Here is a 12833-nt window from a genome sequence, read left to right as displayed (position 1 = left end):
TCACGGGACACGACCGAGGGGCGGGCTGCGATGAGCGGCGAGACGGCACTGGTGCTGGGCGGCGGGGGGCTCACCGGGATCGGCTGGGAGAGCGGGATCCTGTACGGGCTCGCCCGCGCCGGCATCGACCTGGGCAGCGCCGAGCTCGTCGTCGGCACCTCGGCCGGCTCGGTGGTGGGCGCGCAGCTCACCTCCGGGCTGCTGACCCCCCGGGAGCTGTACGAACGTCAGCTGGGCGACGCCTCGGGCGAGACGGTGGCGCGGCTCGGCGCGGGGCTCGTGGCGCGGTACGCCGTCGCGATGGCCCGCTCGCGGGACGCCGCCGGCTACCGCAGGCGGGTCGGCGCCTACGCCCTGGCCGCCGCCGGGACGGCGTCGGAGTCGGAGCGCCGCGAGGTCCTCAAGGCCCGGCTCGTGTCGCAGGAGTGGCCCGAGCGGCGGTTCGTGGTCACCGCCGTGGACACCTTGAGCGGGGAACTGACCGCCTTCGACCGCGCGGGCGGGGCCGGGCTGCTGGACGCCGTCTCGGCGAGTTGCGCCGTGCCGGGGGTGTGGCCGCCGGTGACCGTGGGCGGGCGCCGGTTCATGGACGGGGGTGTCCGCTCCGCCACCAACGCCGATCTGGCGGCGGGGTACGAGCGGGTGGTGATCCTCGCGCCCATGAGCCTGGGCACCGGCATGATCCCCTCGCCCGCCGCGCAGGCGGCCCGGTTGCGGGCGGCCGGGGCCCGGGTGCTGCTGATCACCCCGTCGCAGGCGGCGCGCAAGGCCTTCGGGCGCAACGTCCTGGACCCCGCCCGGCGGGACCCGGCGGCGCGGGCGGGGCTGGTACAGGCGGCCGATCACGTGGCCGAGGCGACGGCCGTCTGGGCGACCTGACGGCGCGGCGGCCCGACAATGGTGGGGTGGACGACGAACAGATCCCGGTGATCCGGGACGTGGGCCAGGGCACCGCCAAGCTGATGCCGGACGTGGACCGGGAACGGGCCTGGTTGCTGACCGTCAACGGGGCACCGCAGTCGTACGTGGACCTGGACGCGCCGGAGCACCTGGAGTTCGAGTACGTGCGCCGGCTCGCCCACGTACTCGACTGCGCGGCCGGGCCCGGGGCCCCGCTCGACCTGCTGCACCTGGGCGGGGGCGCGCTGACCCTGCCGCGCTACGTTGCCGCGACCCGGCCGGGGTCCCGGCAACAGGTGGTGGAGTTCGACGCCGAGCTGGTGGACATGGTGGCGCGGCACCTGCCGCTGGCGGACGGCGCCGGAGTCACGGTGCACGCGGCCGACGCCCGGGCCTGGTTGGGCGGTGCCCCCGCCGCGAGCGTGGACGTCCTGGTAGCGGACGTGTTCGGCGGCTCGCGGGTGCCGGCTCAGCTGACCTCGGTGGAGTACGCGCGGGAGGCGGCCCGGGTGCTCAGGCCCGGCGGGCTGTACGCGGCGAACCTGGCCGACGGGGCGCCCTTCGGGTTCCTGCGGGCGCAGTTGGCGAACTTCGGGGCGGTGTTCGGGGAACTGGCGCTGATCGCGGAGCCGGGCGTGCTGCGGGGACGGCGCTTCGGGAACGCGGTGCTCGTGGCGTCGGACCGGGAGATCCCGGTGGCGGCGCTGGCCCGGCGCTGCGCGGCCGACGCGTTCGCGGCGCGGGTGGAGGACGGGGAGGCGTTGGCCCGCTTCATGCGGGGGGCGCTGCCGGTGGGGGACGCGCAGGCGGTCGACTCGCCGGAGCCGCCGACGGGCGCGTTCAGCGTCGACTGAGGAGACCCCGGGCGGAGCCGGCGACCCGCCCGGGGCCGGTCAGGCTCGGGAGACGGCGGCCGGCGTGGGCTCCGCGTGGAGGTCGGGGGCTTCCTTCGTGGACTTGCGGGTCATCCGGCGGACGTCCGGGACGAGCAGGACCAGTCCGGTGCCCAGGATCACGAGGGCCGCGCACCCCCACAGGGCGGAGGTGCGGCCGACGGCCGATTCGACGGGGCCGGCCAGGGCGGTGGCGAGCGGCAGCATCGACACCGAGCCGAACCAGTCGTAGGCGGACACCCGGGAGAACTTCTCCTCCGGGATCTCCTGGTGCATGGTCGTCATCCAGTTGACGCCGAACACCTCGATCGCCAGGCCGCTCACGAGCATCACGAGGCACAGGGCCCACACGGGAAGCGGGACCGCCAGTCCGGCGGAGGGCAGCGCCAGCGGGAACACGCACAGGGTGCCGACCAGCAGCAACCGTTGGGGCTTCCACGCCATCATGAGGAAGGCGCCGGCGATGGTGCCCACGCCGAAGAAGGCCAGGGCCAGGCCCCAGGGGGCCGCCCCGCCGAGTCGGTCCCGCGCGACCAACGGCCCGTACACGGCCTCGGCGGCGCCGACGACGGCGACGACCACGGAGAACTGGAGCACGATGCTCCACAGCCACGGGCGGGTCTTGAACTCCACCCAGCCCTCGCGCAGCTCGGACAGCAGCCCGCCGCCGGGGACCCGGTCGGGGATGTGACCGACGTCGAGGAAGGCGCGCAGGGCGCCGGCGACGGCGAACGCCGCCGCGTCGACGGCGAGCACCCAGCCCGGGCCCATCGCGGCGATCAGGGCGCCGCCGAGGGCCGCGCCGCCGATGCCGGCGCCGTTCATGGCCATGCGGAAGAGCGCGAAGGCGCGGTTGGCGTGCGGGCCGGACACGGTGGAGAGCAGCATGCCCTCGGCGGCCGGATTGAAGAACGCGGTACCCGTCCCGCAGAGCGCGGTGAGCAGCATCATCTGCCACAACTGCGGGTGCCCGGTGAGGACGATCACGGCGAACGCGGCCTGGGACACGCAGTTCAGGGCGTTCGCCCCGACCATCACCCGGTGGCGGGGCAGCCGGTCGGCGATCGCTCCGCCGATGAGCAGGAACAGGACGAGCGGCAGGGTGCGCGCCGCCGCGACGAGGCCGACGTCCCCCGGGGACCCGCCGGTCTGTATGACCGCGAACGAGGCCGCGATGAGGGCTCCGTGGCTGCCGAGGTTCGTGACGACCGCCGCGGCCGTCAGGAGGCTGTAGTTGCGGCCCGCCCATTCGGGGCGGCGGCGTGCGGACGGCGGGGCGGGATCGGCGGGGGGAGTGCTCACCCACGGACTATCCCTGTCCGGGACCGGGATTCCAAACGGAATTCCGGTCCCGGGGGTGGGGCTGCGAAGATCAGCTCGCGTTGAGGCGGACGGAGCTGAGGATCTTCTCGTACGTCTCCTGGCCGACCTCGCCGGGAACCCCGGCCGCGCTGTAGAGGACCCAGGTCGCGAAGTCGTTCTTGGCGTTCTTGAAGCTGAAGGCGATGCTCTTGCCGTCCGAGGAGCACTTGTTCTCCTTCGGCAGGCCGGTCACCGAGGCGGTCGCCATGTGCCCCTTGAGGCCGGAGGAGGTGGTGTACTCCTTGGGCTCCGTGACCTTGGTGGTGCCCTTGGGCCCCTTCTGCGCGTATCCGGCGAAGGCCCAGTTGCCGGCCTCGGTGCTCGCCGCCTCGGCGGTGTCCTTCGCTCCCTGGCCGCCCTTGGTGCCGGTGCCGCCGAGCGACGTGGTCTCCTCGCTGCCGTTCTTGTCGGAGTCGACCTTGCACCAGTCCCGCTTGAGGTACGCCGGCGCGGACATCATGACGATCGGCGAGCCGTCGCCCTTGGCCTCGTCCTCGAAGCCGATCGACATGCCGGAGCTCAGCACCTCCCAGTCCGGCGGGACGTCGAAGGCGGTGCCGTGCTTCGGGTTGACGACGACCTTCCAACCGGGGATCACCGGCTTCAGGTCACCACCGGCGCGCGGGTTCCCGGTGGGGGTGGCCGGTGCGGCCGAGGTCGCGGCCGGGGAGGAGGCGGCGACGACGGGCTTGTCGTCGGCCTGGTCGCTCTTCTTGTCCCGGGTGAGGACGAAGGTGCCGGTGACGGCGGCCGTCACGACCACCGCCGCGGCCGCGACGATGGCCACGGTCTTCGTGGAGAAGCGGGTTCCGCCGCCCTGGGGTGCCTGCGGGGGCTGCTGTCCCCACGGCTGTACGGGAGGGGGCGTCTGGTAGCCCGCCTGGGGATAGCCGTAGCCGGGCGGCTGCTGCTCGCCGAACCCCTGCTGCGGCGGCTGCTGCTGGTACGGGTTCGGCGTTCCCGGCTGCTGCTGGTACGGGTTCTGTCGCGCGTCCTGGGGGCTGTTCTCTCCCCCGGGCGGCTGCTGCTGTCCTGGCCACATGGCCGGTAACGATAGTGGGAGCGGGTGTCGGGAGCCACGGCCGCCCCCGGGGGAGGTCTGGCCAACCGCATCTACTCGTGGGTAACATCGCGTTCCATGAGCGCAGAACAGATGAACGTGGGCGAACTGCTCGCCGCGACGGTACCGATGGCCCGCACCCTGAACCTCCAGTTCCTGGAGACCACCCCGGAGCGCGCGGTCGTCCGCCTGCCGGACCAGCCCGACTACCACAACCACGTGGGCGGCCCGCACGCCGGCGCCATGTTCACACTGGCCGAGTCCGCGAGCGGCGCGATCGTCCTGGCCGCCTTCAGCGACCAGCTCTCGCGGGCCGTACCGCTCGCCGTCAAGGCGGAGATCGGCTACAAGAAGCTCGCCAAGGGCGTCGTCACCGCCACCGCCACGCTCGGCCGCCCGGCCGCCGAGGTCATCGCCGAGCTGGACGCCGGCGGTCGCCCCGAGTTCCCCGTCACCATCGCCATCCAGCGCGAGGACGAGGCCGTGACGGGTGAGATGACCGTCGTCTGGACGCTGCGCCCCAACGCGTAGCGTTCCGACCTCCTGTGGAGGGTGCTCCCCGGGCCCCCGGGGGGAGGTCCGGGGAGCACCTGGGGAGTGGGGGGCCGTACCCGAGGGGTACGGCCCCCCACGCGTGCGCGCCGGCTGCGCGCCCGGCCTCGGACCGCGCGCGAAGAGCCCCGCGCGCGGACACCGCACCGAGGCCCTGGTCCACGGCCAGGACGAGCCGAGGCGGGAACCCGAGGGGCTGCCGTCGACCGCCGCAGGGCTGAACCTCGGCGTCGCGGTGGCGCGTCCGGGACGAGGGCGAAGGCGCCCCGGCGCACAGTGGGCGCGGGAGCGGTCCGGCGCGGGCAGCTCCCGCCGATGCCGACGCCGCAGGGAGCGCCCATGAGCGAGGCCGTGTCCAGACGTTCCGCGGTGCGCCTGCTCGGCGCGCTGGGCGCCACGCTCGCCACCGCCGGTTGCGTGGCCGCGGTACCGCCCCGGGCCGCGCCCCGCAAGGCGTCCCCGGCGGCGGGACCCGCGGGGCAGCCGGCCGGCACGGCCCGGATCGACGCCCTGCTCGGCCGGCTCACCCTCGACGAGAAGACCGCCCTGCTGCACGGGGCGCCGGACCCCGCCCCGCTCGGCCAGGCCGGCCACGTGCCCGGCGTCCCCCGGCTCGGAGTTCCGGCCCTGCGGCTCGCCGACGGACCCGCCGGCGTTCGCGTCGCCGCCCGCGCCACCGCCCTGCCCGCGCCCGTGCTGTTGGCCTCCGCCTTCGACCCGGCGCTCGCCCGGGAGTACGGACGGGTTCTCGGCCGCGAGGGCCGCGCACTGGGTCAGGACGTGTTGCTCGCGCCCATGGTCAACCTGATCCGCACCCCCTTCGCCGGGCGCAACTTCGAGACCCTCGCGGAAGACCCGAGGCTCACGGCCGACCTGGTCGCCGAACTCGTACGGGGGATCCAGGACGAGGGAATGATCGCCACCGTCAAGCACTTCGCCCTCAACAACCAGGAACGCGGTCGCGACACCATCGACGTCGTCGCCTCCGAACAGACCCTCCACGAGACCGAACTGAGGGGATTCGAGGCCGCGGTCGCCGCCGGCGTCGGCGCGGTGATGGGCGCGTACAACAAGGTCAACGGGACCTACGCCTGCGAGAACAAGGCGCTCCTGGACGAACTGCTGCGCGGCCGCTGGGGATTCGACGGCTGGGTGGTCTCCGACTGGGGCGCCACCCACGGCACCGTCGGTTCCGCCAACGCCGGCCTCGACATGGAGATGCCCGGCGGCACCCACTACGGCGCCCCGCTGCGCGAGGCGGTGCGCGGCGGCTCGGTGTCACAGGACACCGTGGACCTCGCCGTACGCCGGATCCTGACCACCATGGACCGCTTCGGACTGCTCGCCGAACATCCCCCCGCCCGACCCGCCCGCGACGCCTCCGCCGGGGCCCGGTTCGCCCGCAAGGTGGCCACCGCCGGGGCGGTGCTGCTGCGCAACGAACACGGCACCCTGCCGCTGTCCGGTGCGGCGGCCCGCTCGATCGCCGTCATCGGCCCGACCGGTCAGGTGCCCTTCGTCGGCGGCGGCGGCAGCGCCCACGTGGTCCCCGACGCCGCCGAGGCCCCGCTCACCGCCATCAAGCGACGCGCCGGGAACGGGGCGAGCGTCCGTCACGCGCTCGGCGAGGACGTGTACGGCCGGGCGCTCCCGCCCACCCTGCTGACGCCGCCCGTCGATCTGGACGACCGACGCGTGGACGCCGGCCGCCGCTGGAGCCACGAGGGGACGTTCACCCTGGCCGCGGCCGACGAGTGGACGCTGATCGTCCACTACGCCGGGAAGCGGCCGGTGGTACGCCTCGACGGGGAGGACCTGTTCCCCGTACGCCAGGGCGTCGCCGAGTACTTCGCGGGCGGGCTGCTCGGCGCCTCCCCCGACGGACTGACCGTCCGGCGCCACACCCGCACCCTCGAGGCCGGCGTGCACCGCCTCGCGGTCACCGCGGACGGCGGGGACAAGGGCCTGCGCCTGCGGCTGCGGCACACCACCCGCGCCGGCCGGGCCGCCGACGTCGCCGAGGCCGTCAAGGCCGCCGAAGAGGCCCACAGCGTGGTGCTGTTCGCGTACGAGGACGCCACCGAGGGCCGCGACCGCACCTCGCTCGCGCTGCCGGGCGGACAGGCCGCTCTGATCGAGGCCGTCACCGCGGTCAACCCGCGGACCACCGTGGTCCTCAACACCTCCTCCGGCACCACCATGCCCTGGCTCGCGCGGACCGGGGCGGTCCTCCAGATGTACTACCCGGGGCAGGAGGGGGCGGGCGCGACCGCCGACCTGCTCTTCGGGGACGTCGACCCGGGCGGCCGACTGACGCAGACCTTCCCGGCCGACGAGCGGGCGACACCGGTCGGCGGGGACCCGGGGCGCTACCCGGGCGTCGGCGGCCGGCAGGAGTACACCGAGGGCGTGCACGTGGGCCACCGCTGGTACGACGCGCAGAAGGTGGAGCCGCTGTTCCCCTTCGGACACGGGCTCTCGTACACGACGTGGGCGTACGAGAAGCTCGTCGTGCGGGCGGAGCACGGCGGGCTGCGCGTGGAGTTCACGGTCCGCAACACCGGACACCGCAAGGGCGTGGAAGTGGCGCAGGTGTACCTGGGACCGGCCGGCTCGCTGCGACTGGACCAGCCGGTGCGCGTGCTGGCCGGGTACCGACGGCTGACCCTGGCCCCGGGGCAGGCGCAGCGGGTCACCCTCGACATCGACGCCCGGACGCTGTCGTCGTGGGACCCGGACCAGCACACCTGGGTGGTGGGTTCAGGACCGCGGGAGGTGTTCGCGGGCCGTTCCTCGCGTGAACTGCCACTGAGGGGGAGGGCCGTCGTGGCGAGCCGATAGGCTGCCCGTTCGGCGTGTCACAGGGGGCGCGCCGAAGATGATCTGGAGGACGTACCGGTGCACATCCAGGAATGGCTGGAGACGATTCCGGCGGTCAGCGTCTATCTCCTGGTGGGGCTGGTCATCGGACTGGAGAGCCTGGGCATCCCGCTGCCCGGGGAGATCATCCTGGTCAGTTCGGCCCTGTTGGCCTCGCAGCACGGCGACATCAACCCGGTGGTGCTCGGTCTCTGCGCGATCACCGGGGCCATCGTGGGCGACTCCATCGGGTACGCCATCGGCCGGCGCGGCGGGAAGCCGCTGCTGGACAAGCTCGGCCGGCGCTTCCCGAAGCACTTCGGGCCGGAGCACGTGGCGCTGGCGGAACGGTCCTTCGACAAGTGGGGCATGTGGGCCGTCTTCTTCGGCCGGTTCGTGGCGCTGCTGCGGATCTTCGCCGGACCGCTGGCGGGCGTGCTGCGCATGCCGTACTGGCGCTTCCTCGTCGCGAACATCCTGGGCGGCATCCTCTGGGCCGGCGGCACCACCGCCGTCATCTACTCCGTCGGGATCGTCGCCGAGCCGTGGCTGAAGCGGTTCTCCTGGCTGGCCCTGGCGGTCGCCCTGCTCTTCGGGCTGACGGTGACGCTGGTGGTGCGCGGCCGGATGAAGAAGGCGGCGGCGCAGATGCGGGAGACCGAGTCGGCCGTACCCGCCGGGCGGACGCCCGCGGCCCGGTCCTCCGAGCCCGCCGAATCGCCGGCGTCCTCTACCTCCTCCACCTCGTCGGCGCCGACCTCGGCGAGGGCCTCGGACTGAGGCCCCGGCCGCCGGCCCGCGTCCACCGGCCCGCCGACGGGCGGCGGGCCGGTGGAACCGCGTCAGGCGTCGGGGGTCACCGAGGCGCGGTGCTGCTTGGCGAGCTCCGTGTACATCAGCGCGTTGACCTTGATCCCCTCGCGCTCCTCCTCGGTCAGCTCGCGCCGCACCTTGGCCGGCACGCCCGCGACCAGCGAACCCGGCGGGACCACCATTCCCTGCGGGACCAGTGCCTGCGCGGCCACCAGCGAACCGGCGCCGATCACCGCGCCGTTCAGCACGGTGGCGCCCATGCCGATGAGGCAGTCGTCCTCGACGGTGCAGCCGTGCACCACCGCGTTGTGGCCGATGGAGACGCGCGCGCCGATGGAGACCGGGAAGCCGGGATCCACGTGGATCGTGCAGTTGTCCTGCACGTTGCTGTCGGCGCCGAGCGCGATCGGGCCGCAGTCCGCGCGCAGCACCGCCGAGTACCAGACGCTCGCGCCGGCGGCGAGGGTGACGTCGCCGATCACCGCCGAGGTGGGCGCCGTGAAGGCGCTGGGATCGATGACCGGCTGCCGTCCGCCCACACCCGCGACGAGTGCCCGGGCCGCCTGCTGCGTCATGTTCTCTTCCCTCTGTTCCGTGGTCCGCTGTCTGCCGCGCTGACAGCACGGTAGGCCACCTCCCGCGCGGGCCCGGGGATGGGGTGAAGATCACGGCGCGCTACCGGCGGCCGGCAGGCTACGGTGACCGGGTGCCGAAGAACCAGAACACGTTCTCCTCCCTGCGGCGTCGGGTGGTCAACCGCGCCGTCCACGCGGGCTGGCGCTGGATGCAGCGGGCCGGCGCCGTCACCGCCGAGACCCCCGGACGGCTGCGCTTCGGCGCCATCGGGCCCGCCACCCGCCTCGCCTTCCCGCAGGGCACGATCTTCGGCGAACCCTGGATCAGGCTCGGAGACCACTGCATCATCGCCGAACAGGTCACCCTGACCGCCGGGATGATGCCCGACCTCGACCTCGGCCCGGACCCGATGCTCGTCCTCGGCAACGGCGTGGTCCTCGGCCGGGGCAGCCACGTCATCGCCGACACCCGGATCACCATCGGCGACGACACCTTCTGCGGGCCCGGCGTCTACATCACCTCCACCAACCACAGCTACGACGACCCGCACGAACCCGTGGGCAAGCAGTGGCCGCGCAGCGCCCCGGTGGAGATCGGCCCGGGCTGCTGGCTCGGGACGGGCGCGGTGATCCTTCCCGGCGCCCGGCTGGGCCGCAACGTGGTGGTGGCCGCGGGGGCCGTCGTACGCGGTGAGGTGCCCGACCACGCGGTGGTGGCGGGGGCGCCGGCGCGGATCGTGCGGCGCTGGGAGCCGGAGACCGGCTGGCAGCCGCCGCTGCGCACACCCACGCCGGTGCCGATAGCGGACGGGGTCACCCCCGGGCAGTTGCGGGCACTGGCCGAACTGGCGGAGGCGGAGCAGCGCACGTCCGAGACCGCGGGCGACCCGGCTTAGGCCGTCTCTTTCGGATCTTGCCTGACCCGCGTCGCCCGGCAAGATCCGAAAGAGACGGCCTGGCCGGCGCTACCCGGCGGCCAGCAGGACGGTTCCCGCCAGGGCCAGTCCGGCGCCCGCCGCCTGTACGGTCCGCAGCCGCTCCTTGAGCATCACGAAGGCGGCCAGCGCGGTGATCACCGGGTAGAGCGAGGAAAGCACGGCGGCCACGGTGACCGGGCCGCTCTGCGCGGCGACGGAGTACGTGCCGTTCGCCGCGACGTCCGCGAGACCGACGAAGGCCAGCGCCGGCAGCAGTCCCCACAGGATCGCGCGCCCGCCGTCCGCCGGAAGGGCGGGGGCGCCGCGCCGGGTCCGGACCCACAGGGCCGCTCCGCCGGCGGCCACGTTCGTCACCCGCTGGACGAAGAGGGCCAGGAACAGGCCGGTGAGGGTGGTGGAGGCGTGCGAGATCAGGGCCATCACCGCGCCGAACCCGAAGGCCGCCACCAGGGTGAGCACGACGGCCCGGCGCTGTACGGGTGCTCCCCGCAGCTCGGGACCGCCGGCGAGGACGATGCCCCCGACGGCCACGGCTATTCCGGCGAACTGGCCGAGCCCGGGCCGCTCGCCCAGCGCCAGCCCGGCCCCGACCGGCACGATCACGCCCAGCGAACCCAGCGGGGACACCACGCCCATCGGTCCGAGCGCCAGCGCCTCGTAGAAGGCGAGCATCGCCAGGGGGCCGACCAGGCCGGCGCCGACGGCGAACCACAACTGGGGCCCGGCCTCGTGCCAGGCGCCGGTGGCGAGGACCACCGCGCCCAGCACGACGACGGCGACGAGCTGCGAGACCACGACCACCGTGAGCGCCGGCAGGCGGCGGGTCAGCAGCCCGCCGCCGAAATCGGCGAGGCCCCACAGCACGGCTGTGGCCAGGGCGAACAGGGTGGTCATGACAGGACCTCGCAGTACAGTGCATTGAACGATGGAGTACAGCGCACCATAGTCCACTCCATTGGACTCTGTCAGTCAGAATATTGGACCACGAGTGTGGGGGCGATACGTTGTCGGACCTAGAGGAGCTCACCCAGGCCCTCGCGCGGAACCTCAGGCGATGGCGCGGTGAGCGGGGCTTCACCCTGGAGGCGCTGGCGGCCCGGGCCGGGGTCAGTCGCGGGATGATCATCCAGATCGAGCAGGCCCGGACGAACCCCAGCGTCGGCACCACGGTCAAACTGGCCGACGCGCTCGGCGTCAGCATCACGACCCTGCTCGACCGCGACCGCAGCCCGCAGGTGCAGGTGGTCCTGCCGGGGCAGGGGGTGCGGATGTGGTCCACCGAGGGCGGCAGCGGCGCCACCATGCTGCTCGGCGACGACCGACGCGGGCCGCTGGAGGTGTGGACCTACCTCCTGGAACCCGGCGAGGGCACCGACTCCGACCCCCACCCGTCGGGCACCCTGGAGATGCTCCACGTCACGGCGGGCACCCTCACCCTCCTCGTCGACGGGGAGGCGTACACGGTGCCCGCGGGAGGGGCCGTCTCCTTCGAGGGGAACGTGCCGCACACCTACCGCAACGACGGGACCGAGCCCATGGAGATGACCATGGCGGTCTCGATCCCGCCGGTGACCGGGCCGTGAAGGCTCACGCGCGGTGAGCGCGTCCGGCCGGTCGGGCGGTCAGAGCGCCGGGATCTCGATCGCCGGGCAGCGGTCCATGACCATGTCCAGACCGGCCTCGCGGGTCCGGGCACAGGCCTCCTCGTCGATCACGTCCAGTTGGAACCAGACGGCCTCCGCCCCCACCGCCACGGCCTCGTCGGCCACGGCGCCGGCGAGGGCGCTGTTCACGAAGACGTCGACCACGTCCACCTTGAACGGGATCTCGCGGAGCGAGGCGTAGCCCTGCTCGCCGTGCACCGTCTCCGCCTTGGGATGTACGGGGATCACGCGCTTGCCGTACCGCTGGAGCACGCGGGCCACCCCGTGGGCCGCCCGGTCCTCGTTGTTGGACAGGCCCACCACGGCCCAGGTGTCACCGAGTTCGGTGAGGATCTTGCGGATGGTCGCGGGGTCGCCGTACACGTGTGCCGCCTCCTGCTGTTCCGGTGCTGCGCGCGGCCCGGCCCGATGCCGGCCCGCACGTCGATCAACCGGCGGGACGCGTGTCCGATTCCCGGGCCGGGCGGGCGGCCGGAGAGACCCTTGGCCACGGCTTAGGGTGGGACGGTGACGGCAGACCAGTACGTGACGGTGGCCCGCGAGGGCGTGCACGAGTCCGAGATCAACCGCTCGCGGTTCCTGTGCTCGCTCGCCCCGGCCGCGACCGAGCAGGAGGCGCAGGCGTTCATCGCGCGCGTCCGCAAGGAGCACCCCACCGCCTCGCACAACTGCCACGCCTACGTGATCGGCGCCGACGCCTCCGTACAGAAGGCGAGCGACGACGGGGAACCCGGCGGCACCGCCGGAGTCCCCATGCTCCAGATGCTCACCCGGCGCGACATCCGCTACGCGGTCGCCGTCGTCACCCGCTACTACGGCGGCGTGAAACTCGGCGCCGGCGGTCTCATCCGCGCCTACGGCGGAGTAGTCGGCGAGGCGCTCGACGCCCTCGGTACCGTGACCCGCCGGCGCTACCGCCTGGCCACCGTCACCGTCGACCACCAGCGCGCCGGCAAGACCCAGAACGACCTGCGCTCCACCGGCCGCACCGTGGTCGACCTGCGCTACGGAACCGCGGTGGAGATCGAGGTCGCGATCCCCGAGGCCGACCTGCCCGCCTTCGAGGCCTGGCTCGCCGACAGCACCGCGGGCAGCGCCACCCTCACCCTCGGCGGGGAGACGTACGCCCCCTGACGGCGGGACGCGGGCACCCCGAACACGTCCTTCGAGGGCGCGGTGACCGGTTAGCGTAGAGGGGACACAGGGTCAGAGGGCGA

The 12833-nt window shown here is 73.7% G+C and carries 13 protein-coding genes; 8 read left to right on the top strand and 5 right to left on the bottom strand.

The window, feature by feature from the left end; translation table 11 throughout:
- Window positions 1–30: 30 nt before the first annotated feature.
- Together ACFYW3_RS15775 and ACFYW3_RS15770 are read left to right on the top strand one after the other, a co-directional pair.
- Window positions 31–879 (top strand): patatin-like phospholipase family protein, encoded by an 849-nt coding sequence (locus tag ACFYW3_RS15775; RefSeq protein WP_389386546.1) that lies wholly within the window; start codon window positions 31–33, stop codon window positions 877–879.
- A gap of 83 nt (window positions 880–962) precedes the next feature.
- Window positions 963–1754 (top strand): spermidine synthase, encoded by a 792-nt coding sequence (locus ACFYW3_RS15770; RefSeq protein ID WP_389386599.1) that lies wholly within the window; start codon window positions 963–965, stop codon window positions 1752–1754.
- Between the two features lie 39 nt (window positions 1755–1793).
- Here the strand turns inward: ACFYW3_RS15770 and ACFYW3_RS15765 are convergent, their stop codons facing one another.
- Both ACFYW3_RS15765 and ACFYW3_RS15760 read right to left on the bottom strand, forming a co-directional pair.
- Window positions 1794–3095, bottom strand: a complete 1302-nt coding sequence (locus ACFYW3_RS15765; protein ID WP_389386545.1) for an MFS transporter — start codon at window positions 3093–3095, stop codon at window positions 1794–1796.
- Between the two features lie 70 nt (window positions 3096–3165).
- Window positions 3166–4197: a hypothetical protein gene (locus tag ACFYW3_RS15760; protein WP_351755163.1), complete on the bottom strand. Its 1032-nt coding sequence runs from the start codon at window positions 4195–4197 to the stop codon at window positions 3166–3168.
- A 96-nt stretch (window positions 4198–4293) separates the two neighbouring features.
- Between ACFYW3_RS15760 and ACFYW3_RS15755 the strand changes: the two genes are divergently transcribed.
- The 3 genes from ACFYW3_RS15755 (at window position 4294) to ACFYW3_RS15745 (ending at window position 8406) form a co-directional block, all read left to right on the top strand.
- The gene (locus tag ACFYW3_RS15755) at window positions 4294–4746 is read left to right on the top strand and encodes a DUF4442 domain-containing protein (RefSeq protein WP_199826666.1); all 453 of its coding nucleotides are present in this window, start codon (window positions 4294–4296) and stop codon (window positions 4744–4746) included.
- 360 nt (window positions 4747–5106) lie between these two features.
- The gene (locus tag ACFYW3_RS15750; RefSeq protein ID WP_389386544.1) at window positions 5107–7608 is read left to right on the top strand and encodes a glycoside hydrolase family 3 C-terminal domain-containing protein; all 2502 of its coding nucleotides are present in this window, start codon (window positions 5107–5109) and stop codon (window positions 7606–7608) included.
- 57 nt (window positions 7609–7665) lie between these two features.
- Window positions 7666–8406: a DedA family protein gene (locus ACFYW3_RS15745; protein ID WP_351755170.1), complete on the top strand. Its 741-nt coding sequence runs from the start codon at window positions 7666–7668 to the stop codon at window positions 8404–8406.
- 62 nt (window positions 8407–8468) lie between these two features.
- Here ACFYW3_RS15745 and ACFYW3_RS15740 read toward each other — a convergent pair whose 3' ends face one another.
- A complete protein-coding gene (locus tag ACFYW3_RS15740) occupies window positions 8469–9014 on the bottom strand; it encodes a gamma carbonic anhydrase family protein (RefSeq protein ID WP_351755173.1) in 546 nt (181 codons plus the stop codon).
- Between the two features lie 131 nt (window positions 9015–9145).
- On the opposite strand from ACFYW3_RS15740, the gene ACFYW3_RS15735 reads away from it, so the two are divergent.
- Entirely contained in the window at window positions 9146–9910 is a 765-nt protein-coding gene (locus ACFYW3_RS15735) for a DapH/DapD/GlmU-related protein (protein ID WP_267798747.1), read from the top strand.
- Window positions 9911–9979: 69 nt separating this feature from the next.
- On the opposite strand, the gene ACFYW3_RS15730 is transcribed toward ACFYW3_RS15735, so the two are convergent.
- Window positions 9980–10846: a DMT family transporter gene (locus ACFYW3_RS15730; protein ID WP_351755177.1), complete on the bottom strand. Its 867-nt coding sequence runs from the start codon at window positions 10844–10846 to the stop codon at window positions 9980–9982.
- A 110-nt stretch (window positions 10847–10956) separates the two neighbouring features.
- Between ACFYW3_RS15730 and ACFYW3_RS15725 the strand changes: the two genes are divergently transcribed.
- Window positions 10957–11535, top strand: a complete 579-nt coding sequence (locus ACFYW3_RS15725; protein WP_351372718.1) for an XRE family transcriptional regulator — start codon at window positions 10957–10959, stop codon at window positions 11533–11535.
- Between the two features lie 39 nt (window positions 11536–11574).
- Here the strand turns inward: ACFYW3_RS15725 and ACFYW3_RS15720 are convergent, their stop codons facing one another.
- On the bottom strand, window positions 11575–11979 hold the full coding sequence (locus tag ACFYW3_RS15720) for a CoA-binding protein (RefSeq protein ID WP_351755180.1): 405 nt from the start codon (window positions 11977–11979) through the stop codon (window positions 11575–11577).
- A gap of 144 nt (window positions 11980–12123) precedes the next feature.
- Between ACFYW3_RS15720 and ACFYW3_RS15715 the strand changes: the two genes are divergently transcribed.
- Window positions 12124–12750, top strand: a complete 627-nt coding sequence (locus ACFYW3_RS15715; protein WP_351755182.1) for a YigZ family protein — start codon at window positions 12124–12126, stop codon at window positions 12748–12750.
- Window positions 12751–12833: the final 83 nt, after the last annotated feature.

Origin of the sequence: Streptomyces sp. NPDC002602 (assembly GCF_042889445.1) — a bacterium.
Classification (GTDB): Bacteria; Actinomycetota; Actinomycetes; order Streptomycetales; family Streptomycetaceae; genus Streptomyces.
The sequence above is the reverse complement of the archived record's forward strand: the minus strand, read 5'-3'. Positions and strand labels throughout refer to the sequence as shown.

Bases quoted from the DNA above. Each gene is read 5' to 3' on its own strand.
- ACFYW3_RS15775 (WP_389386546.1), top strand. From the start codon at position 31: ATGAGCGGCGAGACGGCACTGGTGCTGGGCGGCGGGGGGCTCACCGGG.
- ACFYW3_RS15770 (WP_389386599.1), top strand. From the start codon at position 963: ATGCCGGACGTGGACCGGGAACGGGCCTGGTTGCTGACCGTCAACGGG.
- ACFYW3_RS15760 (WP_351755163.1), bottom strand. From the start codon at position 4,197: ATGTGGCCAGGACAGCAGCAGCCGCCCGGGGGAGAGAACAGCCCCCAG.
- ACFYW3_RS15755 (WP_199826666.1), top strand. From the start codon at position 4,294: ATGAGCGCAGAACAGATGAACGTGGGCGAACTGCTCGCCGCGACGGTA.
- ACFYW3_RS15750 (WP_389386544.1), top strand. From the start codon at position 5,107: ATGAGCGAGGCCGTGTCCAGACGTTCCGCGGTGCGCCTGCTCGGCGCG.
- ACFYW3_RS15740 (WP_351755173.1), bottom strand. From the start codon at position 9,014: ATGACGCAGCAGGCGGCCCGGGCACTCGTCGCGGGTGTGGGCGGACGG.
- ACFYW3_RS15730 (WP_351755177.1), bottom strand. From the start codon at position 10,846: ATGACCACCCTGTTCGCCCTGGCCACAGCCGTGCTGTGGGGCCTCGCC.